The 26,079-nt window shown below is 59.7% G+C and carries 25 protein-coding genes; 6 read left to right on the top strand and 19 right to left on the bottom strand.

Features of this window, described 5'->3' with window-relative positions; translation table 11 throughout:
• Positions 1-78: 78 nt before the first annotated feature.
• The 3 genes from def to HU727_RS07845 all read right to left on the bottom strand — a co-directional run bounded on the left by def (position 79) and on the right by HU727_RS07845 (position 1,928).
• Positions 79-618 (bottom strand): peptide deformylase, encoded by a 540-nt coding sequence (gene def, locus HU727_RS07855; protein WP_186529918.1) that lies wholly within the window; start codon positions 616-618, stop codon positions 79-81.
• Entirely contained in the window at positions 615-1,571 is a 957-nt protein-coding gene (locus HU727_RS07850; protein ID WP_186529920.1) for a YihY/virulence factor BrkB family protein, read from the bottom strand. The genes def and HU727_RS07850 overlap by 4 nt, the downstream gene beginning before the upstream one ends.
• Positions 1,572-1,736: 165 nt before the next feature.
• A complete protein-coding gene (locus HU727_RS07845; protein WP_116659151.1) occupies positions 1,737-1,928 on the bottom strand; it encodes a CsbD family protein in 192 nt (63 codons plus the stop codon).
• 196 nt (positions 1,929-2,124) lie between these two features.
• On the opposite strand from HU727_RS07845, the gene HU727_RS07840 reads away from it, so the two are divergent.
• On the top strand, positions 2,125-2,502 hold the full coding sequence (locus tag HU727_RS07840; protein WP_186529922.1) for a hypothetical protein: 378 nt from the start codon (positions 2,125-2,127) through the stop codon (positions 2,500-2,502).
• Positions 2,503-2,653: 151 nt separating this feature from the next.
• On the opposite strand, the gene fadD1 is transcribed toward HU727_RS07840, so the two are convergent.
• A complete protein-coding gene (gene fadD1, locus HU727_RS07835) occupies positions 2,654-4,351 on the bottom strand; it encodes a long-chain-fatty-acid--CoA ligase FadD1 (RefSeq protein ID WP_186529924.1) in 1,698 nt (565 codons plus the stop codon).
• A gap of 347 nt (positions 4,352-4,698) precedes the next feature.
• Positions 4,699-6,387: a long-chain-fatty-acid--CoA ligase FadD2 gene (gene fadD2, locus HU727_RS07830; RefSeq protein ID WP_186529926.1), complete on the bottom strand. Its 1,689-nt coding sequence runs from the start codon at positions 6,385-6,387 to the stop codon at positions 4,699-4,701.
• Positions 6,388-6,609: 222 nt separating this feature from the next.
• On the opposite strand from fadD2, the gene HU727_RS07825 reads away from it, so the two are divergent.
• Positions 6,610-7,554, top strand: a complete 945-nt coding sequence (locus HU727_RS07825; protein WP_186529928.1) for an alpha/beta hydrolase — start codon at positions 6,610-6,612, stop codon at positions 7,552-7,554.
• A gap of 42 nt (positions 7,555-7,596) precedes the next feature.
• Positions 7,597-8,067 carry a MaoC family dehydratase gene (locus HU727_RS07820; protein ID WP_003227420.1) on the top strand — a complete coding sequence of 157 codons (471 nt, stop codon included), beginning with the start codon at positions 7,597-7,599 and terminating at the stop codon, positions 8,065-8,067.
• A 250-nt stretch (positions 8,068-8,317) separates the two neighbouring features.
• Here the strand turns inward: HU727_RS07820 and HU727_RS07815 are convergent, their stop codons facing one another.
• The gene (locus tag HU727_RS07815; RefSeq protein ID WP_186529930.1) at positions 8,318-8,785 is read right to left on the bottom strand and encodes a ferritin-like domain-containing protein; all 468 of its coding nucleotides are present in this window, start codon (positions 8,783-8,785) and stop codon (positions 8,318-8,320) included.
• Between the two features lie 206 nt (positions 8,786-8,991).
• Between HU727_RS07815 and HU727_RS07810 the strand changes: the two genes are divergently transcribed.
• Both HU727_RS07810 and HU727_RS07805 read left to right on the top strand, forming a co-directional pair.
• The gene (locus HU727_RS07810) at positions 8,992-9,228 is read left to right on the top strand and encodes a DUF3820 family protein (protein ID WP_003227425.1); all 237 of its coding nucleotides are present in this window, start codon (positions 8,992-8,994) and stop codon (positions 9,226-9,228) included.
• A 29-nt stretch (positions 9,229-9,257) separates the two neighbouring features.
• Complete coding sequence (locus HU727_RS07805; protein WP_186529932.1) at positions 9,258-10,439, top strand: aminotransferase class V-fold PLP-dependent enzyme; 1,182 nt, start codon at positions 9,258-9,260, stop codon at positions 10,437-10,439.
• Here the strand turns inward: HU727_RS07805 and HU727_RS07800 are convergent.
• The 4 genes from HU727_RS07800 to zwf all read right to left on the bottom strand — a co-directional run bounded on the left by HU727_RS07800 (position 10,436) and on the right by zwf (position 14,037).
• The gene (locus HU727_RS07800) at positions 10,436-11,017 is read right to left on the bottom strand and encodes a peptidase associated/transthyretin-like domain-containing protein (protein WP_186529934.1); all 582 of its coding nucleotides are present in this window, start codon (positions 11,015-11,017) and stop codon (positions 10,436-10,438) included. The genes HU727_RS07805 and HU727_RS07800 overlap by 4 nt on opposite strands.
• A gap of 170 nt (positions 11,018-11,187) precedes the next feature.
• Entirely contained in the window at positions 11,188-11,853 is a 666-nt protein-coding gene (locus HU727_RS07795; RefSeq protein ID WP_186529936.1) for a bifunctional 4-hydroxy-2-oxoglutarate aldolase/2-dehydro-3-deoxy-phosphogluconate aldolase, read from the bottom strand.
• A 17-nt stretch (positions 11,854-11,870) separates the two neighbouring features.
• Entirely contained in the window at positions 11,871-12,584 is a 714-nt protein-coding gene (pgl, locus tag HU727_RS07790) for a 6-phosphogluconolactonase (protein WP_186529938.1), read from the bottom strand.
• Positions 12,571-14,037 carry a glucose-6-phosphate dehydrogenase gene (gene zwf, locus HU727_RS07785; protein WP_186529940.1) on the bottom strand — a complete coding sequence of 489 codons (1,467 nt, stop codon included), beginning with the start codon at positions 14,035-14,037 and terminating at the stop codon, positions 12,571-12,573. Before zwf ends, pgl begins: the two co-directional genes overlap by 14 nt.
• A 226-nt stretch (positions 14,038-14,263) precedes the next feature.
• Here zwf and HU727_RS07780 point away from each other — a divergent pair, with 226 nt between their 5' ends.
• Complete coding sequence (locus HU727_RS07780) at positions 14,264-15,124, top strand: MurR/RpiR family transcriptional regulator (RefSeq protein ID WP_171057240.1); 861 nt, start codon at positions 14,264-14,266, stop codon at positions 15,122-15,124.
• A gap of 206 nt (positions 15,125-15,330) precedes the next feature.
• Here the strand turns inward: HU727_RS07780 and HU727_RS07775 are convergent, their stop codons facing one another.
• The 9 genes from HU727_RS07775 to HU727_RS07735 all read right to left on the bottom strand — a co-directional run bounded on the left by HU727_RS07775 (position 15,331) and on the right by HU727_RS07735 (position 26,039).
• Positions 15,331-16,185: a D-hexose-6-phosphate mutarotase gene (locus HU727_RS07775; RefSeq protein WP_186529942.1), complete on the bottom strand. Its 855-nt coding sequence runs from the start codon at positions 16,183-16,185 to the stop codon at positions 15,331-15,333.
• 132 nt (positions 16,186-16,317) lie between these two features.
• A complete protein-coding gene (locus HU727_RS07770; RefSeq protein ID WP_186529944.1) occupies positions 16,318-17,667 on the bottom strand; it encodes a carbohydrate porin in 1,350 nt (449 codons plus the stop codon).
• A 222-nt stretch (positions 17,668-17,889) separates the two neighbouring features.
• Positions 17,890-19,050 (bottom strand): ABC transporter ATP-binding protein, encoded by a 1,161-nt coding sequence (locus HU727_RS07765; protein ID WP_186529946.1) that lies wholly within the window; start codon positions 19,048-19,050, stop codon positions 17,890-17,892.
• Positions 19,051-19,052: 2 nt separating this feature from the next.
• Positions 19,053-19,898, bottom strand: coding sequence for a carbohydrate ABC transporter permease (locus HU727_RS07760; RefSeq protein WP_042607262.1), 846 nt, complete (start codon positions 19,896-19,898; stop codon positions 19,053-19,055).
• A complete protein-coding gene (locus tag HU727_RS07755; protein ID WP_016773533.1) occupies positions 19,891-20,799 on the bottom strand; it encodes a carbohydrate ABC transporter permease in 909 nt (302 codons plus the stop codon). Before HU727_RS07755 ends, HU727_RS07760 begins: the two co-directional genes overlap by 8 nt.
• A 145-nt stretch (positions 20,800-20,944) precedes the next feature.
• Positions 20,945-22,246 carry an ABC transporter substrate-binding protein gene (locus HU727_RS07750; RefSeq protein WP_186529948.1) on the bottom strand — a complete coding sequence of 434 codons (1,302 nt, stop codon included), beginning with the start codon at positions 22,244-22,246 and terminating at the stop codon, positions 20,945-20,947.
• Positions 22,247-22,365: 119 nt separating this feature from the next.
• Complete coding sequence (locus HU727_RS07745) at positions 22,366-23,625, bottom strand: D-mannose isomerase (RefSeq protein ID WP_186529950.1); 1,260 nt, start codon at positions 23,623-23,625, stop codon at positions 22,366-22,368.
• A 223-nt stretch (positions 23,626-23,848) separates the two neighbouring features.
• Complete coding sequence (locus HU727_RS07740) at positions 23,849-25,318, bottom strand: ATP-binding protein (RefSeq protein WP_186529952.1); 1,470 nt, start codon at positions 25,316-25,318, stop codon at positions 23,849-23,851.
• The gene (locus HU727_RS07735) at positions 25,308-26,039 is read right to left on the bottom strand and encodes a response regulator (RefSeq protein WP_186529954.1); all 732 of its coding nucleotides are present in this window, start codon (positions 26,037-26,039) and stop codon (positions 25,308-25,310) included. The genes HU727_RS07740 and HU727_RS07735 overlap by 11 nt, the downstream gene beginning before the upstream one ends.
• Positions 26,040-26,079 lie beyond the last annotated feature (40 nt).

Genomic DNA, 26,079 nt, shown 5'->3' with positions numbered 1-26,079 from the left:
GTCAGCGCCGAAGTTGGTTCTGATACTCCGCGTTCGCGAGCAGGCTCGCTCCCACAGGGATTGATGGTGTTCTGACAATCAGTCGTCAGCGTTGGGATCGATATCCGGAAACAGCACTTCGGTAAACCCGAACTTGCTGAAATCCGTGATGCGCGACGGGTACAACCGGCCAATCAGGTGGTCGCATTCATGCTGCACCACGCGCGCATGGAAGCCTGACGCCACGCGCACAATCGGCTCGCCCTTCGGGTCAAATCCTTCGTAGCGAATCTGCTGATACCGATCCACCGCGCCGCGCAATCCAGGCACCGATAGACACCCTTCGAAGCCCTCATCCATCAACGGGCTCAACGGCGTGATCAGCGGGTTGATCAGGATCGTCTGAGGCACGGCTTCAGCGTCCGGGTAACGCTCGCTGTGCTCGAAACCGAAGATCACCAACTGCAGATCGACGCCGATCTGCGGGGCGGCCAGGCCGACGCCGCCGACGCTTTCCATGGTCTGGAACATGTCGTCGATCAGCTGCCACAGTTCGGCGCTGTTGAACATTTCGGGTGGCACGGGTGGGGCGATGCGCAGAAGACGCTCGTCGCCCATTTTGAGGATTTCGCGAATCATGGTCGGGCTTCGTCATTGTCCGGCTTGAGCGAATGATCGCGACCCAGGCCCGAGACGTGTTGTTTGGTGGATGCATCAGGACCTTCGGGGGTTTTCTCGCCCTTGTCCTTGCCTTCGGCGGACATGTGTTCGATCACCGCATTCATCTCCGCGCCGAGCAACAGCACCGCAGCGGAAATGTAGAAGTACAGCAACAGCACAATGATCGCCCCGATGCTGCCATACATCGCGTTGTAGTTGGCGAAGGTTTTTACATAGAACGCAAAACCCAGGGACGCGATGATCCAGACCACCACCGCCAACACCGAACCGGGTGTGATGAAACGGAAATCCTGTTTGACGTCAGGCATCACGTAATAGATCAGCGCCACGGCGACCATCATCAGAATCACGATCACCGGCCAGCGCGCGATGGTCCAGATAGTGACAATGACCTCTTCCAGCCCGACCTGCGCTGCAATCCAGCCCATCACCTGCGGCCCCAGCACCATCAACGCGGCGGCAATCAGCAACATTCCGGCAATGCCGACGGTGTAGACGATCGACAAGGGAAAACGCTTCCAGATCGGCCGCCCTTCGACGACGTCGTAGGCCGCGTTCATCGCACTCATCATCAGGCGCACGCCGGCGGAAGCGGTGTACAGGGCGATGACGATACCGATGGAAAGCAGGCCACCCTTGGACTGCTGCAACTGGTCGATCACCGGGTTTACCTGCTCCAGCGCTTGCGGTGGCAAAACCAGTTCCGACTGCAGCCGCAACCAGGAGAAGAAGTCCGGCAGGTGCAGAAAACCGATCAGGGCGATCAGAAACAGGATGAACGGAAACAGCGAGAACAGCATCTGGTAGGCCAGTGCCGAGGCGTAGGTCGACATCTCGTCGTCGACGAATTCAGTGACCGTGCGCACCATTACCCGGTGCAGGGGCAGACCTTTCATGTCCGGAAATATCATTCGCGTCTCCTTGCGCCGCTGAAAAGGTTGAAGTCGTGGCGACTCAGGGGCCGTTTTTTACCTCACGGTAGCCTGTTTTGCGACCCTTTGGTGTCTGACCGCAGGGTTTCGACACAAAAACGGCCATCCTTGGATGGCCGCTCGTGTGATTCGTTCAAGGCTGGATTACGCCTTGTCCACGCCTTTTTTCACGGCGTCCTTGGCGTTGCCAACCGCTTGCTGGGCTTCGCCTTTTTTCTCTTGAACTTTGCCTTCCGCGCGGAGCTTTTCGTTGTCAGTAGCTTTGCCAACGCCTTGCTTGACGTTGCCGACGGCTTCATTGGCCATGCCTTTTACTTTATCGCCTGTGCTACTCATGGTGTTTCTCCGTGACGCTTAAAGGGAAGAAAGTCACTACGTAGCGGTTGACCGGTTCGCTTTGCGCCAAGTTTCATTTAATTTATTGCGGTCATTTCGTCGCGGCGTGCAGGTTGCGCTTTATGTTTGCCGGCATAGCCCCGAGAATGCTCAGCCTACGGGCGTTGCGCCCCGCACACCGATTCGCAGGAATGTTATGAAACTCGATAAAACGCAGGCCATCGCCCGTCGCAACAAGGAACTGGGCGGCGCCGTGCTCGGCACCAACAACTGCCACTTCGCCGAACTGAACCGCAACCGCAACATCTGGTGGTTCGACCTGCCGGTGTCGCGCCTGGCCATCGGTCAGTACGAATGGATTCACCTGTTGATGCACACCCCGGACACGGATGAGCTGCTGCACCTGAAAGTGCCGACCGTGTTCCTGCGTGAAAAGCTTGAAGGCCTGGTGATTCGCAACGAAGGCAAGCGCAAGGCGGCGTTGAGCCTGGAATTGAGTGCAGACAAGGATTCGTATCTTCAGGACATGCGTCCGGCAGGAACCAACGTGAATTTCGCGCCGTTTCGTCAGTAGGATTTGATTTTGATCGTTCCCACGCTCCGCGTGGGAATGCCGCCCCGGACGCTCCGCGTCCAGCACTTCAGGGACGCAGAGCGTCCCGGGATGCGTTACCAAGCCCTGCTCTGCACCCAAAAAAAGCCCCGCATCTGCGGGGCTTTCTTGTTTATGCGGCGGTCTTGGCCTTGATCTTTTTCAGCTCTTCATCACGCAACTCGCGGCGCAGGATCTTGCCAACGTTGGTGGTTGGCAGCGCATCGCGGAATTCCACCGAGCGCGGCACCTTGTAGCCGGTGACGTTGGCGCGCATGTGATCCATCACTTGCTCTTTGGTCAGGGTCACACCCGGTTTGGCGACGATGAAAATCTTGATCGCCTCGCCCGACTTCTCATCCGGCACGCCGATGGCCGCGCACTGCAACACGCCTGGCAGGGTTGCCAACACGTCTTCCAGTTCGTTCGGATAGACGTTGAAACCGGAGACCAGAATCATGTCTTTCTTGCGATCGACAATACGCATGTAGCCGTCCGGCTGAATCAGCGCGATGTCACCGGTCTTCAGCCAGCCGTCGCTGTCGAGCATCTCATCGGTGGCTTCCTGACGCTGCCAGTAGCCTTTCATCACTTGCGGGCCCTTGACGCACAGTTCTCCGATTTCCCCCAGCGGCTGCTCCACCCCGGCATCGTCGATGACCTTGCACAGCGTGGACGGCACCGGAATGCCAATCGTGCCGATCTGGATGTGCTGGATCGGGTTGACCGTGGCCACGGGGCTGGTTTCGGTCATGCCGTAACCTTCGCAGATGGCGCAACCGGTCACGGCCTTCCAGCGTTCAGCGGCGGCCAGTTGCAGGGCCATGCCGCCAGACAGGGTGACCTTCAGCGCCGAGAAGTCGAGCTTGCGGAAACCCTCGTTGTTGCACAGCGCGACGAACAGGGTGTTCAAACCGACGAAACCGCTGAACTTCCACTTCGACAGTTCCTTGACCATCGCCGGCAGGTCGCGCGGATTGCTGATCAGGATGTTGTGGTTGCCGATCAGCATCATCGCCATGCAGTGAAAGGTGAACGCGTAGATGTGGTACAGCGGCAGCGGCGTGATCAGGATCTCGCAGCCTTCGTTGAGGTTGGAGCCCATCAGCGCTTTGCACTGCAACATGTTGGCGACGAGATTGCGGTGGGTCAGCATCGCGCCCTTCGCCACGCCAGTGGTGCCACCGGTGTATTGCAGCACCGCGACATCGCCGCTGTCCGGGTTTGCTTCAGCCACGGGCTGGCCATGGCCCTTGCTCAGCACGTCGTTGAACTTGATGGCGTTGGGCAGGTGGTAGGCCGGCACCATCTTCTTCACGTACTTGATGACGCTGTTGATCACCAGGCGCTTGATCGGCGGCAGCAGGTCGGCCACTTCGGTGACGATGATGTGTTTGACACCGGTCTTGGGCACCACGGCTTCGGCCAGGTGCGCCATGTTCGCCAGGCAGACAAGGGCCTTGGCGCCGGAGTCGTTGAATTGGTGTTCCATTTCCCGCGCGGTGTACAGCGGGTTGGTATTGACCACGATCAGCCCGGCGCGGATGGCACCGAAGACGGCGACCGGGTACTGCAGGACATTGGGCAGTTGCACGGCGATTCGATCGCCGGGCTGCAAGTCGGTATGCTGTTGCAGATACGCGGCAAAGGCACCGGACAGCTCGAACAGTTCACCGTAGGTGATTGTCTTGCCCAGGTTGCTGAAAGCCGGTTTGTTGGCGAAGCGTTGGCAGGATTGCTTCAACACTGCCTGAATGTTCGGATACTCGTCTGGATTGATCTCGGCTGCAATTCCAGCCGGGTACTTATCCTTCCAAAAGTCTTCGATCATGGAAGCCCACTCCTCAGCAACGCGAATTCTTCACCGCATTTGATGCGATTATTATTGGTGTGTATTTGGTATTGGTGAATCCGGCGTTTTACAGGCCGAGAAGTCACAAAGCGCGCCGAGAGTAGCAGCTTTGCCAAGGGTCGACCAGAGCCAAAAACGGCCCCTACAGTCATATTGGTGACTCAAGACTTGCCAGCGGTCATTTTAGAGCAAAAATCCTATAACTCCCCAAAATCCCCGAATTCAGCGGGCACAAAAGATTCGCGAGCAGGCTCGCTCCCACAGAAACCATCGATACCTGTGGGAGCGAGCCTGCTCGCGAATGTCACAAGCGCTGCGGTTCAGCCCTAGGCGATATCGCGCAACTCGCGACGCAGAATTTTCCCTACAGGCGTCATCGGCAACGACTCACGCAGCACGATGTGTTTCGGCACCTTGTAGGCGGTGAAATTCTCTTTGCAGTAAGCCTTCAGCTCTTCCAGGCTGACGCCGGTTTCCCGCGCCACCACGAACAGTTTCACCGCCTCCCCCGAGCGTTCGTCCGGCACACCGATCACCGCGCAGTTGGCGACTTTCGGGTGGGCCATGACCACGTCTTCGATTTCGTTCGGATACACGTTGAAACCGGAGACGATGATCATGTCCTTTTTGCGATCGACGATACGCACGAAACCGTCCGGGTCGATTACCGCGATGTCGCCGGACTTGAACCAGCCTTCGGCGTCCAGCACTTCGGCGGTGGCTTCGGGCTTGTTCCAGTAGCCCTTCATGATCTGCGGGCCTTTGATGGACAACTCGCCACGCTCGCCGAGCGGCTGCTCGACGCCGTCATCGTTGATGATTTTGACCAGTGTGCCCGGAACCGGCAGGCCGACAGTGCCGAGTCGCGACTGATCGCCGTAGGGATTGGTGCAGGCCACCGGAGAAGTTTCGGTCAACCCGTAGCCTTCGGTGATGCGGCAACCGGTGATTTGCTCCCAGCGCTCGGCGGTGGCCTTGACCAGCGCAGTGCCTCCAGAGTTGGTGAGCTTGAGACTGGAGAAATCCAGGGTCTTGAAATCGGGATGGTCCATCAGCGCCACAAACAAGGTGTTCAAACCGAGCAGCGCCGAGAAACGCCAGTTCTTCAGTTCCTTGATGAACCCGGCGATGTCCCGCGGATTGGAAATCAGCACGTTGTGGTTGCCCGAGACCATCATGCACATGCAGTTCGCGGTGAATGCATAGATGTGATAAAGCGGCAGCGGAGCGATCATGACCTCCTGGCCTTCGCGCAACAGAGGCTGCCCGTCAGGGCCGAGCTGTGCAAGACAAGCGCGCACCTGCTGCATGTTCGCCACCAGGTTGCCGTGTGTGAGCATCGCGCCCTTAGCCAGGCCGGTGGTACCGCCGGTGTATTGCAAAACGGCGATATCCTCAAGACCGACGTTCAGCGGCTTGATACCCAGACCACGGCCCATGCGCAGCGCGCTCTTGAACGAGACCGCCTGGGGCAGCGAATACTCCGGCACCAGCTTCTTCACTTTGCTGACCACGGTGTTGACCAGCCAGCCCTTGGCGGCGGGCATCAGGTCGCCCATCTTCGCTTCGATCAGGTACTGGATATCGGTGTCGGGCAGCACTTCCTGGACTTTCTGCCCGAACATGTTCAGGTACACCAACGCGCGCGCACCGGAATCCTTGAACTGGTGGCGCATTTCCCGCGCGGTATACAGCGGGTTGGTGTTGACAACGATCAGCCCGGCGCGCAATGCGCCGAACACGGCAATCGGATAATGCAGAACGTTGGGCATCTGCACCGCGATGCGATCCCCCGGCACCAGATCGGTATGCGCCTGCAGGTAACCGGCGAAAGCGGCGCTCTGGCGTTCGAGTTCGGCGTAAGTCAGCGTGATGCCCATGTTGCTGAACGCCGGGCGATCAGCAAACTTCTTGCAGGAACGCTCAAACACCTCAATGACCGACTTGAACTCGCCCATGTCGATGTCCAGCGGTACGCCGGCCGGGCGTTTGTCATTCCAGAAATCAGGTTGCATTGTTCTTGTCCTCTTTACCTGAGCCGATCCGGGCCGCTTTCTGTCGTTTTTGCTTCCTCCATTGAAGCGAAAAGCACAAAGCGGAGCTTCACGGACACTAGCAGCTATGGCCAGTGAGGCAAATATGGCGAAAGCCCTCATTGATCGTGTGAATCTTCCTGCCGTGGCGTGGGCTGATCAGACGCGCTATACACTGTGGCGATGCCGAGCAAAGGAATCGCCATGAACCACGACACTTTCTGGCTGGACGCGAGTGACCGCAGCCGCCTGTACGTCAACCGCTGGCTGCCGCCCAAGCCACTGAAAGCGGTCATTCTGCTGGCCCATGGCATGGCCGAACACAGCGCTCGCTACGCCCGGCTCGCCGACACGTTTTGCGACAAAGACTACGGCGTGTATGCACCGGATCTGCGAGGCCATGGCAGAACGGCCGATCACGGCACCCTCGGCCATTTCGCCGAAGAGGATGGCTGGTGCAAAGTCCTCGGCGATCTCGCCAGCCTCAATCAGCACATCGGCCAGCAACACCCCGGCGTGCCGATCATCCTGCTCGGCCACAGCATGGGCAGTTACCTGGCCCAAGCCTATTTGCTGCACCACAGCGCCAGTCTGCATGGGGCGATTCTCAGCGGCTCGAATTTCCAGCCGGTGCCCTTGTATCGCGCCGCCCGGCAGATCGCCCGGCTGGAAAAGCTGCGTCGGGGTGGCAAGGGCCGCAGCGCGCTGATCGAATGGCTGTCGTTCGGCTCGTTCAACAACAAGTTCAAGCCGGTGCGCACGCGCTTTGACTGGTTAAGCCGCGACCCCGTCGAGGTCGACAAATACGCTGCGGACCCGTTGTGCGGCTTTCGCTGCACCAATCAGCTATGGATCGACCTGCTCGGCGGCTTGCAGCAAATCAGCAAAGCGTCCAATCTCGCGCAGATCGATCCGGGCCTGCCGCTGCTGGTGATTGGCGGTGAATGTGATCCGGTGAGCGCGGGCAAGCGTCTGACATATCTGGCCAATGCCTTGCGCAGGGCTGGCAGCCAGCATCTGCAATTAAAGATCTACCCGCAGGCACGGCACGAATTGTTTAACGAAACCAATCGCGACGACGTAATCGCCGATGTGCTGGCCTGGATCGACCAGGCCCTGAGCCATCCGCGCCCACAGCGCAGCGAATAATTTTTTGTGGATTCACAGAAATCCGTCACAGGAATCAAACCGATGACCCAGGTTACCAACATCCCTTACGAAGCCCTCGAAGTCGGCCAGACTGCCAGCTACAGCAAGACTGTCGAAGAGCGCGACATTCAGCTGTTCGCCGCGATGTCGGGCGACCACAACCCGGTGCACCTGGACGCCGAATTTGCCGCCGCCAGCATGTTCAAGGAGCGCATCGCCCATGGCATGTTCAGCGGTGCGCTGATCAGCGCCGCGGTAGCCTGCGAACTGCCGGGGCCGGGCACTATTTATATCGGTCAGCAAATGAGCTTTCAGAAGCCGGTCAAGATTGGCGACACGCTGACGGTGCGTCTGGAAATTCTGGAAAAGCTGCCGAAGTTTCGTGTGCGCATCGCCACGCGCGTGTTCAACCAGCGTGATGAGCTTGTGGTCGATGGCGAGGCGGAGATCCTGGCGCCGCGCAAGCAGCAGACCGTGACACTGCCGACGTTGCCGGCAATCAGTATTGGTTGATGGATTGTGGGGTGTCAGGTAGAACTTTCCCCCTCACCCCAGCCCTCTCCCCCAAGGGGGCGAGGGGGAAAGGGAGCCTATCTTCGGGCTTTTCAGATCCTGAGTTCGACTGGATATTTCAGGCCGCTGTAATTTGAAAAACACCTCGGTCAGTCCCCTCTCCTTCCGGGAGAGGGCTAGGATGAGGGGCTTTTCCTGCGGACACAAAAAAACGCCAGACAAGCTGGCGTTTGTTGTAGCCGACTAACGCTTACGAGTTGGCACGCGCCTGGTTACGCAGGGCTTTCACTTGGTCGTGATTGCGTTGTACGCCATGGTACTGACGCTCAACCACGTCCTTGATCCCGACCAGATTGTGCTTGGCGATTTTTTCCAGCGCTTCCTTGTAAGCTTTCAGCGCATGGTCTTCGCCGCGCTCGGCTTCGTTCAGCACGGCTTCTTCGTCTTTGCCGGTGAACATGGATTTAACATCGACCCAGCGACGGTGCATGTCACCGCTCAGGCTGGTGGAAGTTTCAGGGTCGCCGCCCAGCGAACGCACTAGCGCTTGCAGCTCGGCAGCCGCGGTGGCGCAATCGGCGGAGCGGGTTACGAACAGGGTTTTCAATTCCGGGTGCTTGATGTCTTCGGCGCAAGTCTTGAACCCTTCCTGACCGTCCTTGCAGGTTTCAATCAGGTCGTTGAGTACAGAAATGGCTTCTTTATTCATGTCGGACATTTTTCAATTCCTTGCGATGGGTTGAAGATGCAAGGGATATTGCAGCGTGCGTGCCAGCTTCGCTGACCGCTATAAACTGTTATGTTTCAATAACTTATAAAACATTGAACGATCTGCATGCTGGTTTTTTGCATGATCTGTCATTTGGCCTGCATGCAGAATGCCTGTATTTTCGAATCTGATTTAAATCCGTATGAAGCCTTCTGATGAATCCTGAAAAACTTGAACTGTTGATCACCCGCGAGATGCCCTTCGGCAAATACAAGGGCCGTATCATTGCCGACCTGCCCGGGCCCTATTTGAACTGGTTCGCCCGCGAAGGCTTCCCGCATGGCGAACTCGGTGGCCTGCTGGCCCTGATGCAGGAGATCGACCATAACGGCCTGTCGGACCTGCTCGAACCGCTGCGCGCCAAACATGGCAAACCCGCCCCGCGCCACTGAAGCGCCCTCCTCCTTGAGCCTCGCCGACCATGCCCGACAACACCCGCCGCGCCCGTGACGAAGCCTTCTGGCAGACCTTCGCCGACCGTTACGATGTCCAGCCCGGCCCAGTGAACCTGGAGAACGGTTACTTCGGGCGCATGTCGCGTACGGTTATCGAGGAGTACCAGCGCAACATAGAGCTGATCAACACCTGCAACTCGGTTTATGTGCGCCAACGCTTCGAGCAGAAAGACAACCTGGACATCCGCGCGCAACTCGCCGAATTGATCGGTGTACGTGCGCAAAGCCTGGCCCTGACCCGCAACGCCACCGAAGGCCTGCAATCGCTGATCCGCAATTACAACCGCCTGCAACCGGGCGATCAGGTGCTGATCTGCGACCTTGAATACGATACGGTCAAGGGCGCCATGCGCTGGCTGGCCAGACAACGTGGCGTTGAAGTGATCGAGGTCGCCCACCGCCATCCCGCCAGTTACGACAGCCTGCTCGAGACCTACCGCGAGACCTTCATCCGTCATCCGAAACTCAAGTTGATGGCGCTGACCCACGTCACCCATCGCACCGGTCTGGTGATGCCGGTGCAAGCCATCGCCGCGCTGGCCAAAGAGCATGGTGTCGACATCATCCTCGACGGTGCTCACGCCCTCGGCCAGATCGAATTCGATCTCGACGCCCTGGGCATCGCCTTCGCCGGTTACAACCTGCACAAGTGGATCGGGGCGCCGCTCACCCTCGGCTTCATCTATATCGCCCCGCAGCGCTTGGCCGATATCGATCCGGACATGGGCGAGATGCATTATCCGATCACCGATATTCGTGGGCGCACCTCGTACAGCACGCCGAACATTCCAGCGCTGATGACGTTGCCGCTGGTTTTCGAGGAGCACCATTCGCTTGGCGGAGCGCCGGCCAAGGGCGCGCGTTTGAATTACCTGCGCAACCTGTGGGTCAGCGCCGTGCGGCACCTGCCAGGCATCGAAGTGATGACACCGGATGACCCGCAGCTGTATTGCGGGATCACCTCGCTGCGCTTCACCCGCCATGACGATCAACAGGTCATGGCCGAACGCCTTCTGGCCGAGTTCAACCTGTTCACTGTGGTGCGCACAGGCGCCGCCTGTGGGCCGTGCATTCGCATCACCCCGGGACTGACCACCACGGCTGCCGAAATGGAACTGCTGGTGCGTGCGCTGAACCAGCTGCGTTAAAACGGCACACCGTCAGTTTTCTCGTAGCCTTCGAGGCCAATCTGCGAGGACACGGCAAAGGTGTCGATGCCAAGGGTCAGGCAAGCCAAGGCGCCGTCTTCGAAAGACTCGCCGGCAATCGGGCGCAGCAGCAGCCGCAAGTTATCCTCGGCGACGTTTTCACAGCCGCAATGACCGGCCAGGTGCAAGGTTCCAGCCCACGCTTCGTGGTGAGCTCGCGTGTCTGTCTCGTCGCCGGGAATGTACACGTTCAGCGTGACACAGGACGTGCCGGGCGCCGGGCGATCCGGGTAGACACTGGTGAAACGGACGATGCCGTGGCTGTCGGTCGATTGACTGCCGCGCAGGCAGGTGTCGGTGTGGACGGTCTGCTGGATACGCACCAGCGCGCCGACCACGGGTTCGCCGGTCATGGCATCGACCAGGGAAAGTCGCATGATCAGCGGCACCCCTTCGAGGCCTTGGCTGATGTTGCGCACCTCAGGTTCGGGCGCGCGCCAATTGGGGCTGTGGCGGGGAATCTGCTTCGGTTGGCAAGGCGATCGAGGCGTAAGGGTTAAAGATTGAAGGTCGTCCATGAAGCGTTCTCTCTTCCATAAGATGAACGCAGGTTAACGCCACATAAAAGCAGCTGTGCGGTAACTATGTATCGCGGCGTGTAGCGGTACTTTTTTCGGCGCAAAAAAAAACGGTGCACCGACCAAGTGCACCGTAAAGCCGTAGAACACACAACGAAGTGTCGGGTCGATCAGTCCAGCAGCGCCAGGGCTTCGGCGGTGCATTCCTGAATGCGGGCCCAGTCGCCGTTCTTGATCCACTCCGGATCAAGCATCCAGCTTCCGCCCACGCACATGACGTTTTTCAACGCCATGTAGCTCTTGATATTGGCCGGACTCACGCCGCCAGTCGGGCAGAATTTCACTTCCCCGAACGGACCGCCGAGCGCCTTGATTGCCGCCACACCGCCGCTGACTTCCGCCGGAAACAGCTTGAAGCGGCGATAGCCCAGACCATAGCCTTCCATGATCCCCGACGCGTTGCTGATGCCCGGCAACAGTGGGATCGGGCTATCGACGCTGGCTTCCAGCAGGTCGCGCGTGATGCCCGGGGTGACGATGAATTGCGAGCCTGCCGCTTCGGCAGCGGCGAGCATGTTGCGATCGAGCACGGTGCCGGCACCGGTCATCAGTTCCGGGCGCTGTTCGCGCAGGATCTGAATGGCCTTGAGACCGAATTGCGAACGCAGGGTCACTTCCAGCGCGGTCAGACCACCGGCCGCGAGGGCGTCGGCCAACGGCAGGACATCCTGTTCGCGGGCGATGGTGATCACCGGCAGGATCCGCGCCTTGGCGCAGAGGCTGTCGATCAGGGCAACTTTGTCCGCCATGGAAACGGTCAGGGATGGGGTTGTCATAGCGGCTGTTCCTTGGCTCATGGGCACCAGTAAATCTCTAACGTAGGTTGCAGAAATGCGCGCACCGGCATGGCCGCGACGTCATCGGATGCCAGCGCGGCATTCAGGGTGGTCAGTTTCGATTGACCGGAAATCGATAGAATTTTGTGTCGTGCCGACGCCAGCAGCGCCCGGCTCATGGTCAGGCGCTGACGCGGCACACTCGGGGCCAGCATCGGCCAGCAACGGCGCGTGCCGTCGGCTTGCAAGGCTTCGGTGAGATTCGGACTGTCGGGAAACAGCGAGGCGGTGTGACCGTCATCGCCCATGCCCAGCACCAGCACGTCAATGGCCGGCAGCTCACCGAGCAGACGATCAGCCTGTTCGGCCGCCTGCTCGACATTCGCCGCAGCGCTGTAAAGGCTGAGAAACTGCGCCTTGGCCGCCGGGCCTTTGAGCAGATACTGCTTGAGCAGGCCGGCATTGCTGTCGGCGTGTTCGACCGGCACCCAGCGTTCGTCGGCAAGCGTAATCACCACCTTCGACCAATCCAGTTCCTGTTTGGCCAGATGCTGGAAAAACGCGACCGGGCTGCGCCCGCCAGACACCACCAGCACCGCGTTGCCGCGTGCGGCGATGGCCTCGCTCAGTTGTTTGGCCACGTTCAGCGCCAGACCTTCGGCCAACAGCACCGGGCTCTTGAATTCGTGGGCATTCACGCCCGCCGGCAGTTGCACATCAGATATCGCCATACCACGACCTCCCGTCCCGCGTGATCAGTGCAATGGAGCTCATTGGCCCCCACGACCCGGCCGCATAAGGCTTGGGCGCGTCACCGGATTTTTTCCACCCGGCGATCAGTTGGTCACACCACTTCCACGCGGCTTCGATTTCATCTTTACGGACAAACAGGTTCTGATTGCCGTTCATCACTTCCAGCAACAGCCGCTCGTAGGCGTCGGGGATCCGCGCGCTACGCCAGGTGTCGGAGAAATTCAGTTGCAGCGGCCCGCTGCGCAGTTGCATGCCTTTGTCCAGGCCCTGCTCCTTGGTCATCACGCGCAAGGAAATGCCTTCGTCCGGCTGCAAGCGGATGATCAGTTTGTTGCTGATCTGCAAACGCTGCTCCGGGGCGAAGATGTAGTGCGACGGTTCCTTGAAGTGGATGACGATCTGCGACAGCTTCTGCGGCATGCGCTTGCCGGTTCGCAGATAGAACGGCACGCCAGCCCAGCGCCAGTTGCGGATGTCGGCGCGCAGGGCGACGAAGGTTTCGGTGTCGCTCTGGGTGTTTGAATTCGGTTCTTCGAGGTAACCCGGGACGGCTTTGCCTTCGCTGTGACCGGCAATGTACTGGCCGCGTACCACCTGGGTGGTCAGGCCTTCCGGGCTGATCGGCGCCAGGGCCTTGAGCACTTTTACCTTTTCATCACGGATGCTGTCGGCGGACAGGTCTGCCGGCGGGTCCATGGCGATCAGGCAAAGCAGCTGCAGCAGGTGATTCTGGATCATGTCGCGCAGTTGGCCGGCCTTGTCGAAGTAACCCCAACGGCCTTCGATGCCGACTTTCTCGGCCACGGTGATTTCCACGTGGGAGATGTAATTCTGGTTCCACTGGGTTTCGAACAGGCTGTTGGCGAAACGCAGGGCAATCAGGTTCTGGACGGTTTCTTTGCCCAGGTAGTGATCGATGCGGTAGGTGCGGTTCTCCGGGAAGAACTGCGCCACGGCGTCGTTGACCTTGCGCGACGATTCCAGATCGGAGCCGATCGGTTTTTCCAGCACCACGCGGGTATTTTCGGCCAATCCGACGTTCGCCAGATTCTCGCAAATCGCGCCATATACCGAGGCCGGCGTGGCGAAGTAGGCAATCATGCGTTGGCTGTTGCCGGCCAGTTCCGCCAGCGCGACGTAGTCGTCGGCCTTGAGGAAATCGACGTGCAGATACGTCAGGCGCGCCAGAAAGCGCTCGGCCACGGTTTCGCTCAACTCTTTGCCGACATAACGTCGCAATTCGGCGGCGATGAACGCCATGTGCTGCTGCTCGCTGCCGGGTTCACGGGCCAGCGCGATGATACGCGTGTCCTCGTGCAACAGATCGGCACCATCAAGGTGATAAAGGGCAGGAAACAGCTTGCGCAGGGCCAGATCGCCAAGCGCGCCGAACAAGGCAAAGGTGCACGGTTCAACCGTAATGGAAGGCATGATGTTTGTTCTTTTATCAAGTTAAGCTACAAATACCTTTTTTCAAGGTATCACTCAAGGGAAAATGTAGTAATAACCACAACATTTTCGCAAAATACAGATTCCGAGTGGTGGTCGGTCGGAGCCATCAGTAGGATAGGCCACCGTCATGGGCCATATCAAAGGCCCAATTTGCATAGCCCGGCGCACCCTTGCGCAGGTGAATTAGGAATTCCATATGGATCGCGTGCGAAATTTACTGGAACAGATCCAGAGTCGCCTTGAAGACCTGAACAAGGCCGAACGCAAAGTCGCCGAGGTGATCCTGCTCAACCCGCAGCAGGCCACCCGCTTCAGCATCGCCGCCCTCGCCCAGGCCGCGTCGGTTAGCGAACCGACGGTCAACCGCTTCTGCCGCTCGTTTGGTGTCAGCGGCTATCCCGAACTCAAGTTGCAGCTGGCACAAAGTCTGGCCAGTGGCGCGGCGTACGTCAGTCGCGCGGTCGAGGCCGATGATAATCCCGAGGCCTACACGCAGAAGATTTTCGGCAGCGCCATCGCCTCGCTGGACAGCGCTTGCCAGGCGCTTGATCCGAACCTGATCAGCCGCGCCGTCGACCTGTTGATTCAGGCGCGGCAGATCCACTTTTTCGGCCTCGGCGCTTCGGCACCGGTGGCGCTGGATGCGCAGCACAAATTCTTCCGTTTCAACCTGGCGGTCACCGCGCATGCCGATGTGCTGATGCAGCGGATGATTGCTTCGGTGGCGCATACCGGCGAGTTGTTCGTGATCATTTCCTACACTGGACGCACCCGCGAACTGGTGGAAGTGGCGCGCATTGCTCGCGAGAACGGTGCTTCGGTGTTGGGCCTGACGGCAGAGAACTCGCCGCTGGCCAAGGCCAGTACCTTGAGCCTGAACATCCCGCTGCCCGAAGACACCGACATCTATATGCCGATGACCTCGCGGATCATTCAATTGACCGTGCTGGATGTGCTGGCGACCGGGATGACGTTGCGTCGCGGGGTGGATTTCCAGCCGCATCTGCGCAAGATCAAAGAGAGCTTGAATGCCAGCCGGTATCCGGTGGGCGATGAGTTCAATTAAAGATCAAAAGCCCTCACCCCAGCCCTCTCCCAGAGGGAGAGGGGGCCGACCGCGGTGTCTTGTGCCATGCATCGACCTGAGAGATCGAGTCGATTATGGATTCAATACTGTACTTTCACGTCGGCGGAATTCTTCAGCATCCCCCAATCAGTCCCCTCTCCTTCCGGGAGAGGGCTAGGGTGAGGGCAGCGGTTTTAATGACACACTCAAGCCGCCGCCCACGCCTGCAAGCTCAAATGCGCCTTCTCTCCCGGCGCCAGATGCAGGCTGTCCGTGCCGCCCGCCGCCGCTTCCACACAGACGAACTCGCAAATCTCGTCCCAACTCACCCCCAGTAGCGGTCGCGCGCCCGGGTGCCATACCACCGTGTCGCCATTGTCACCGGTATCGATGCACAACTCACGCTGCCAGGCGTGATCCTTGAGCTGCAATTCACCGTCATGCTGAAACACCCGCTGGCACCCGCCCTCCACGCGCAATTCGCCTTCCTGCTGGCAAGCCTGGCGGTTCAACTGGTCATAACCCTGGGCGCCTTCGAGGCCAGACAGCGCTATCTCGCCGACATCGCCAATACGCCAGTAAGCGTGCAAAGCCTGGCTCAGTTGGCATGGCATGTCGTCCTGATGCTCGGTGCTCAGGCGTAATTCCATGCGTTCGCCCAGATGCGCGTGCAGATCAACCTGCCAGTCGCACAACTGCAATTGCCAATGCAGGCGCACGCCATCCTCGGCGCTGCTGCTGTCGAGCAACTTCCAGTCGAGCAATCGCGCCCAACCGTGGGACGGCCATGCGTTTTCGCTCGGATGGCGGCCATACCACGGCCAGCACACCGGCACACCACCGCGGATTGCACCGACGTGCGGCCACTTCGCCGCGCACCACAACCACGGCTTCTGCCCACGCGGTTGAAAGTGCAGCAACTGCGCGCCCTGACGACTGAACACCGCCTGACACAGCGGATGATCGATCACCAACACATCGCGCATCTGATAGCGCTCCCAGGCGAATACCGGTCGCTCGCGCAGGGACTTGAAGAAGCGTTGCAGCGGATGCTCAGGCATTGGCCACGGTCCTGAAAATCATGGGGGGATACTCAACAGCATCACTTGCAGAGACTCACATCGCAAAAAAAAGCGGACAGCCTTGGCTGTCCGCAAATATGCGCACATAGAGAGGAGCTTATCGCAGACGCGTTAGAACGTAGACTGAATTTTCAGGCCAGCGACCAAAGCGTTATCAACTTCGTCCACACCGCCCGGATGGGTGATGTACTGCAGGTTAGGACGCACGGTCAGCCAGTTGGTGACGTGGAAGCCGTAGTTGAGTTCGTAGTTGTATTCGGTTTCACGAATCGGCGAGAACGCGGCGTTCTCGTAATCGGAAACACCGTTGGAGGCATTCAACAGTTCCGCGTTGCGCTTCACGTCCTTGTTGACGTGGATACGCGCTGCGCCAATACCGATGTCGTCTTTTGGACGAGCATCGAACGGGCCTTTGTAGACAAACATCACCGACTGGTAGTTGTCGATGAAGTTGGTGTCCTTGTCGTGGAACGTGGCGTTGGCGGCGATGTTCAGACCGCGCGTCGCGTCACCGTTGTGGGTAGTGAGTTGCTGCTGCGCAACGAACCAGTAGCCGTGTTTGCTGTTGTGCGACTTGTAGTCGTCACCGGTGGTTGCAGCATCGAAACCGTTGACGTCTTCGCGAACGTCGTCGGCATCGGCCGTGCTCTTGTAGTAACCGACGCGGTATTCGCCCGGCAGGCTGTTGACCTTCGGCGACCAGACCAATTCAACCGGCAAAACGGTACCCTTGGTGCCGCTGCCGCTGAGCTTGAAGCCGTTGCCGTGTTCCAGCTGCGACGGGTTCTGGTTGTACGCACCGATCTGCGCATAGAGCTCGTCGTTGATGTTGTACTTCACACGGATCGCGGCCTGGCTGACGGGCCAGTTGTACCAGATGTTGGTCGCCCAGTTACCCACTTGCGAACCGCAGAACGCCAGGTTCTGGAACTCGCACGGGAAGGTATTGAAGTCTTCGCCTTCGCCGAAATAACCGGCCTTCACATCGAGCTTGTTATCGAAGAACTGGTGCTGAATCCACAACTGGGTCAGACGCACCATGTGCCCACGACCCCAGACTTCCTGCGAGGAGCTGAGGGTGCCGGCACGCGGATCGCCAACGCGGTCGTTGGAGATGTTGTAGCCGTTACGGTTGGTCAGCTGGATCTTCGCTTGCGTGTTGTCCCAGCCCCACAGTTTCTGCAGGTCAAGGGCCACACCGAGGCCGAACTGGTCGCTGTAGCGGCCGGTCTTGTCGTCGTCGTAGCCGCCATGCAGGTTGGCGCCCATTTCCCCAACGTAGTCGGCTTTGATGTCGATACCCTGCTCGATCAGCTTGGTGCGCTCGCCGCCCCAGTCGCCGGTCATCCATTTGGAGTCGGAGCTGAAGGCATCCGCCGCCATCGCATTACCGGCCAGCACCAGTGCAGCTGCCGCAGAAACCTGGCAGATCAACCGGGCATTGACGTGTTTCTTTTTCATCCCTACATCCTCGTCTTTATTGTTATTAACTGTTTTTATCTAACGCGGTTTACATAAAGTGCGACGAATAACAGGCCATCCGCCGCGTGCTCCCCTGTGGAATCCAATTTCTGTGGGAGCTGGCTTGCCAGCGATGGCATCGACCCGATTCGACGACGGACCGAGTTGCCTGCATCGCTGGCAAGCCAGCTCCCACATGAATGCATTCCAGCATTGATCTTCTTAGCGGCCTTTGAACTGCGCCACATTCGCCGACCGGGTTTCGCTCTGCACCTGGCCCGCAACGCCCAGACGCTCGCCGGTATTGGCATCGAACAACAACACTTTCGACGGATCGAACTGCAGTGTCAGGCTCTCGCCCACCTGCGGCGCCACGTCGGGCGCCAGTCGGCAGCAGACCTTGGTGTCGTTCAGGTTGACGAACACCAGGGTGTCCGGGCCGGTTGGCTCGGTGACCTGCACTTCGGCACGAATGCTCGGCAAACCATTGCCCTCGCCGTTCGCCAGCACGATCTGTTCAGGGCGCAAGCCGAGGATCACTTCGCGGTCTTCGAGACCGGCGTCCTGCATGCTCATCGGCAATTCGCAGCGCGCCTGACCGCTGTCGAGCAGCGCCAGCAGGCGACCGTCCTTGCGCTGCAAACGCAGAGGGATGAAGTTCATCGGCGGCGAACCGATGAAGCTCGCCACGAACAGATTGGCCGGGTCGTTGTAGATCTCTTTAGGCGTGCCGAACTGCTGAATAATTCCGTCTTTCATCACCGCCACTTTGTCGCCCAGCGTCATCGCTTCGATCTGGTCGTGGGTGACGTAAACGGTGGTGGTCTTCAGGCGCTGGTGCATCAGTTTCATTTCGGTGCGCATCTCGACGCGCAGCTTGGCGTCGAGGTTGGACAGCGGTTCGTCGAACAGGTAGATCTTCGGGCGACGCGCCAGTGCACGGCCCATGGCCACGCGCTGTTGCTGACCGCCAGAGAGCTGGCCCGGCTTGCGATTGAGCAGGTGTTCGATCTGCAAGAGCTTGGCCACGCGGGCGACTTCTTCGTCGATCGCCGACTGCGGCATCTTGCGGATCTTCAGGCCGAATTCGATGTTTTGGCGCACGCTCATGGTCGGGTACAGCGCGTAGGACTGGAACACCATGGCGATGTCGCGATCCTTGGGGCTCATGCCGCTGACGTCCTGATCGCCGATCATGATCGCGCCGCCGGTGATGGTTTCCAGGCCGGCGATGCAATTCATCAACGTCGATTTGCCGCAGCCCGAAGGGCCGACCAGGATCAGGAACTCACCGTCCTTGATCGACAGTTCGATGTTCTTCAGGGTGTCCGGCAGGCCGGCACCGTAGGTCTTGTTTACGTTGCGAAGTTCGAGCGTAGCCATGATTACCCCTTGACCGCGCCGGCCGTCAGCCCGCGCACGAAATACTTGCCTGCGACCACATAGACCAGCAGGGTCGGCAGCCCGGCGATCATCGCCGCTGCCATATCAACGTTGTATTCCTTGGCGCCGGTGCTGGTGTTGACCAGGTTGTTCAGCGCCACGGTGATCGGTTGTGAATCACCGCTGGAGAACACCACACCGAAAAGGAAGTCGTTCCAGATCTGGGTGAACTGCCAGATCAAGCAGACCATGATGATCGGCGTCGACATCGGCAGGATGATGCGGCGGAAGATGGTGAAGAAGCCGGCGCCGTCCAGGCGCGCGGCTTTGACCAGCGCATCGGGAATGCTCACGTAGTAGTTGCGGAAGAACAGCGTGGTGAACGCCAGGCCGTAAACCACGTGAACAAACACCAGGCCGGTGGTGGTGCTCGCCAGGCCCATTTTGCCGAGGGTGAACGAGGCCGGCAGCAGCACGGTCTGGAACGGCAGGAAGCAGCCGAACAACAGCAGGCCGAAGAACAACTGCGAACCGCGAAAACGCCACATCGACAGCACGTAACCGTTCAACGCACCGATAGCGGTGGAGATGATCACGGCCGGTACGGTGATCTTGATCGAGTTCCAGAAGTAACCGTCAACGGTTGCCCAGGCCTTGACCCAGCCGATGCCGCTGACCACGGTCGGCCAGCTCAGCAGGTTGCCGGTGCTGATGTCTTCCGGGGTCTTGAAGCTGGTCAGAAGCATGACAACCAGCGGCACCAGATAAAGGAACACGGCGAAGATCAGCACCGCGTAGATCGCGATGCGACTCAGGCTGATCGCGGGTTTGGCAGCAAGACTAGTCATGGCGCTTGGTCCTCAGCTCGGAATACAGGTAAGGCACGATGATCGCGAGGATCGCCCCGAGCATCAGAATTGCACTGGCCGAGCCCATGCCCATCTGGCCGCGACTGAAGGTGAAGGAATACATGAACATCGCAGGCAGATCGGAGGAATAACCCGGACCACCCGCCGTCATCGCCGCGACCAGGTCGAAGCTCTTGATCGCGATGTGCGCCAGGATCATCACCGCACTGAAGAACACCGGACGCAGGCTTGGCAACACCACTTTCCAGTAAATGCGCGGCATGCTCGCGCCGTCGATCTGTGCGGCGCGAATGATCGACTGATCAACGCCCCGCAGGCCTGCGAGGAACATCGCCATAATGAAGCCCGAGGCTTGCCACACAGCGGCGATCACCAGGCAGTACACAACGCGATCGGGGTCGATCAGCCAGTCCAGACGGAAGCCTTCCCAGCCCCAGTCACGCAGCAATTTGTCCAGGCCCATGCCCGGGTTGAGCAGCCATTTCCAGGCGGTACCGGTGACGATCATCGAGAGCGCCATCGGGTACAGGTAAATGGTGCGGATAAAGCCTTCGCGACGGATGCGCTGGTCGAGGAATACCGCCAGCAGCACGCCGATCACCAAAGTGATGCCGATGAACATGCCGCCGAACACCGCGAGGTTCTTGCTCGCGACCCACCAGCGATCGTTGTCGAACAACCGTGCGTATTGCGCCAGACCTGCCCATTTGTAGTTGGGCAGAAAGGTCGAGGTGGTGAACGACAGAATGAACGTCCACAGGATGTAGCCATAGAAGCCCACCAGCACGATGAACATGCTCGGCGCCAGCACCAGTTTTGGCAGCCAGCGTTGCAATGCATCGAACGGCGAGGCCTTGCTGAAAACAGCAACAGAACTCATGGGGAAATCCACATTAAGATTACAGACGGCTTCCCTTTTGGGAGCGAGCCTGCACGCGAAAATGTTGCGTCAGTCGACGGATGTAGCAACTGACACGACGCCTTCGCGAGCAGGCTCGCTCCCACTGGGTCGAACCTGCTTTTGGTTATTTAGCCGACTGAACTGCCGCGCCCAGTTTCTTCGCGGCATCGGCCGGGTCGGCTTTCGGGTCGTTGATGTAGTTGGTCACGACATCAAAGAACGCGCCCTGCACGGCCAGTGTGGTCGCCATGTTGTGCGCCATGCTCGGCTGCAGGCCACCGGACTTGGCGTCTGCCAGGAAGTCCTTGGCGGCGGTCTGTGCACAGGAGTCGAAACCAAGTTTTTCCATGTTGTTCAACATGTCGTTGCGAACCGGGATCGAGCCCTTGTTGATGCTGAAGACCTTCTGGAAGTTCTCGCCCAGCACGACTTTGGCGATGTCCTGCTGACCCGCCGCAGTGCCTGCGTCTTTCTGCTTGAACACGGCCAGGGAGTCGATGTTGTAAGTGAACGCCTTGTCGGTGCCCGGGAACGCTACGCACTGGTAGTCCTTGCCGGCGATTTTCTTGGCGGCGGTCCATTCGGACTTGGCCCAGTCACCCATGATCTGCATGCCGGCCTTGCCGTTGATGACCTTGGCCGCCTCCAGGTTCCAGTCCTGACCCTTGCCGTCAGCGTCCATGTAGGTCGCGACTTTCTTCAGTTCGGTGAGGGCCTTGACCATTTCCGGGCCGGTCAGGGCTTTGTTGTCCAGATCGACCAGGGCTTTCTTGTAGCCATCAACGCCCATGACCGACAGCACAACGGCTTCGAACACGGTGCTGTCCTGCCAAGGCTGACCGCCGTGAGCGAGCGGAATGAAGCCTGCGGCTTTCAGCTTGTCGCCGGCTGCGTAGAATTCATCGAGGGTGGTCGGGGCTTTTTCGATGCCGGCTTTCTTGAAGACTTCCGGGTTGATCCACAGCCAGTTGACGCGGTGAATGTTCACCGGCACGGCCACGTAATCACCTTCGTACTTCACGGTATCGGAGACTTTCTTGTCGAGCAGGCTGTCCCACTTTTCAGACTTGGCGACGTCTTTCAGCACGTCGGTGTCGAGCAGGCCGGTCGACGCCCATTCCTGGATGTCCGGGCCTTTGATCTGGGCAACGCCAGGTGGGTTGCCGGCGACGGCACGGCTTTTCAGAACGGTCATGGCAGTCGCACCGCCACCCCCGGCAACAGCGCCGTCTTTCCAGGTGAAACCGTCTTTTTCAACTTGAGCCTTGAGCACATCGACAGCGGCTTTTTCGCCACCGGAGGTCCACCAGTGCACGACTTCCACCGAACCTTTGGATTCGGCAGCGGAAACACTGAGCGGCAGGATTGCGAGCGGGAACAGGGAGGCGACAGAAATGACAGTAGCGAGGCGAGAAATCGCATTCATTCGAGATGTACCTTTCTTGTTGTTATGCATTGCAAGTCTGGTGCTTGCGCTGCACAGGAGTTTAAACAGGGCGTTTCGCTTCGCAGGTAACGAAGGGACGCGCAAATGTCACGGCATGGTTACACAGCAATGCCACGGATCCCCTGCGCCAGCGCAGTCGCCATGCTGGGCGCGAGAGGCAGGCGCGGGATGAGCACCGCTTGCCAGGCATGATACAGATCGGGTTTGCCCGGCCAGATATCGGCGCTTGGCACATTGTGCGGATTGAGTTCGTGGTGCCAGCTGCCGTCGCAGCGGTCGATGAAATATGTGTCGCAGAATTCCCAGAACAGCCGGTACCAGGTTTCGTATTGCGGCTCGCCGTTACGTTTGAGCAAGGCACTGGCGGCAGCGCTGGCCTCGGCATGCGTCCAGTGCAGGCGATGACGCACCACGGCTTTGTTGTCCCAGTCGAGGGTATAGACAATGCCCGGCGCGCCATCGACGTCCCAACCGTGGCGGCAGTTTTGCTCGAAGAGTTTTTGCGCATCGGTCGCCAGCCAGCCCGGCGTCAGCATGCCGGCCTGCACCCGCGCGGCTTCGAGGTGCAGCAACAGCCGCGCCCACTCGAAACCGTGGCCCGGCGTGGTGCCGAAGGGGCGGAAGCCGTCGGCGGGATTGTCCTGGTTGTAGTCGCGCAGCGGTTGCCAGTCGCGATCAAAGTGCTCGACGACCATGTAGCCGTTGGCAGCGGCGTGGCCGTGAATCACCCGTTCGACGATGCGTTGCGCGCGCGCCAGCCAGCGTGGGTCCTCGGTGACATCGGCCAACGCGAGAAAGGCTTCGGTGGCGTGCATGTTGCTGTTGGCGCCGCGATAGGCTTCTTCTTCGCTCCAGTCGCGATTGAAGAATTCGCGCATGGCGCCCTCTTCTTCGCTCCAGAAATACGTGTCGATGATGTCGATCGCATCGTCGAGCAAGGCCTGGGCGCCGGGCCGTTGCGCGACCACGGCGGAACTGGCGGCCAATGCGACGAACGCGTGCAGATAGGCATTCTTGCCGGTGTTGTCGTCGCGGTGTTCGGCGACGGCGAACCAGCCACCGTGCAGCGCATCGCGCAATGGCCCGCGCAGGGCGGCGATTCCGTGATCGACCAGCTCGGCGAAACCCGGCAGGCCCTGAATGTGGGCCATGGCGAAGCTGTGGGTCATGCGTGCGGTGTTCATGGTTTCGGCGTGCGCGTGCGCCGGCAAACGGCCGCGCTCGTCGAGATTGCCGAAGCCGTCGGGCAGGCGCGAAGCCTTGGCGAAATCCAGCAGGCGCAGGCCTTCGGCGGCAAGCCATTGCTGATGAGCAGGGGCGTTCAGCCAACTGCTGAAGTCTGGGTGAAAGGTGTCCATGGAGCGGCCCTTTTTTTGTTATGACTGCGGGCAGTCTAAACAACGGGTCGCGGCGCGCTTGTAACGAAGGGGACGGTGTTTGTCACTGACTTGTGACATTTGTATTAATGCATCTGACGCCTTCGCGAGCAGGCTCGCTCCCACAGGTGAACGCATTCCACCCGCCGCAACGCGGTCGAATGTGGGAGCGAGCCTGCTCGCGAAGAACGGTAACGCGGTCTGACTAATCAACACTGCGCGGCAACTGCAGCGTTACCCGCAACCCACCCTCACGCAGGTTCTGCAAGGTCACTTCGCCGCCATGGCTGTGGGCGATGTTGCGCGCGATGCCAAGCCCCAACCCATAACCCTGCTGCTGCCCCGCCAGCCTGAAGTGCGGTTCGAACACCTGCTCCAGCCTTTGCTGCGGTACACCCGGCCCTTCGTCATCGACGTGCAGGACAAACGCACTTTCATCGTCATCAATGTGCAGATGCGCGTTCTGCCCATACTTCAAGGCGTTATCGATCAGATTGCCGATGCAGCGCTTCAACGCCAGCGGCTTGCCCGGATACGCCGACAGCGCCCGGCCATGCTGAGTGACGCGGCCGTTGCCGTGCGGCGCCAGATACGGCTCGACCAGACAATCGAGTACATGGTTGAGATCCACCGGCTCTATGTTTTCGTGGATGTCGGTGTCTTTCACGCATTGCAGCGCGCCTTTGACCAGCAGCTCCAGCTCATCCAGATCGCGGCCGAACTTGGCTTGCAGCTTTTCATCCTCAAGCAATTCGACCCGCAGGCGCAGACGGGTGATCGGCGTACGCAGGTCATGGGAAATCGCGCTGAACAACTGGCTGCGTTCAGTCAGATATCGGCTGATACGCTCGCGCATGGTGTTGAACGCGCGGCCCACTTCAACCACTTCACTGCCGCCGCCCTCCGCCACCGGCTCGACGTCAGCGCCCAGCGACAAATCCCGCGCCGCCCGCGCCAGTCGCTTGAGCGGCCGGCTCTGCCAGTGCACCAGCAGGCCGATGAACAACAGCAAAAATCCGCTGGTGAGGACGATAAACCACACCTGCTGCGCCGGCAGACCTTGTTCTTCGAGGCTGGTGTACGGCTCGGGCAGCAGGGAGGCGATGTACAGCCATTCACCTGGCGCCATTTGAATTTGCGTGACCAGCACCGGCGGATTGACCGGTTCCAGCGTCAATGCGTAATGCGCCCAGGAGCGCGGCAGTTCGTCGAGTTTCAGCCCCGCATTGAAAATACGCAGGTCCTCCGGGCTGACGAAGGTCACCGAAATATCGGTGTCATGGCCAAGGGACTGGCGCAGCACTTCATCCACGGCCTGCATCACTGCCGCCTTGCGCGGCGTGACCGGCAGCACGTCCATGCCAAGGGGTTTGTCGTTGAGCGTCACCACGAATCGCGTGCCGCCCATGCTGCGCAACTGGTCGAGCACCAACGGTCGATAGGCGACCGGCAAAGAGCGGAAATAGCTGACGCTGGCAGTCATCGAGTGGGCCAGGCTACGGGCGCTGGTAACCAGGCCTTCGAGCTGAGTGGCACGCAGTTGCGACACCCAGATCACGCTCGACAGTGTCTGCGCGAACAGCACCGCCAACAGCGTCAGCAGCAGCATCCGCCCAAGCAGCGAGCGCGGCACCGGCACGCGACTGGCAAATCTGCGCAGGGACTCAGTGACCATTGCCGGCAACCACATTGGCTGCCAGCTGGTAACCGCTGCCGCGCACGGTGCGGATCAGTCGCGGCGGTTTCTCGGTATCGCGCAGGCGTTGGCGCAAACGGCTGACGGCCATGTCGACGATGCGATCGAGCGGCATCAGATCCCGGCCACGGGTGGCGTTGCCGATGGTGTCGCGGTCGAGAATTTCCTGAGGATGGTCGAGGAACAGCTTCAGCAAAGCGAAGTCGGCGCCCGACAGGATCACTTCTTCGCCATCCGTGTGGAACAGCCGATGGCTGACTGTGTCCAGCCGCCAGTCATCGAAGGCCAGCACTTCGCTGCCGCTGCGTTCATGAGCGAATTGCGCGCGACGCAGCAGAGCCTTGATCCGCGCTTGCAGCTCGCGCGGACTGAACGGCTTGCCGAGGTAGTCGTCGGCGCCGAGCTCGAGGCCGATCACGCGGTCGGCTTCGTCGGAGCTGGCGGTGAGCATGATGATCGGCACCTGCGCCTGACGCGGATGCTGACGCACCCAACGGCACAGGCTGAAACCGTCTTCATCGGGCAGCATGACATCAAGGATCACCAGATCGCTCGGCGCCTCGTTGAGCGCCTGGCGAAAACTGGCACCGTCGGCGGTGGCCCGCACCTGAAACCCGGCACGGGTCAGATAGGTTTCCAGCAACTCGCGTATTTCCTGGTCGTCATCGACCAACAATATCGACTTGTTGACTGAGCTCACTTCGAAGGCATCCTTGTTGTTGGAGTTGGGGCGGATTATG

The sequence above is a fragment of the Pseudomonas khorasanensis genome (assembly GCF_014268505.2).
GTDB classification, from domain to species: domain Bacteria; phylum Pseudomonadota; class Gammaproteobacteria; order Pseudomonadales; family Pseudomonadaceae; genus Aquipseudomonas; species Aquipseudomonas khorasanensis.
Note: the sequence above shows the minus strand (reverse complement) of the source record. Positions and strands in the feature narration are given on the sequence as shown.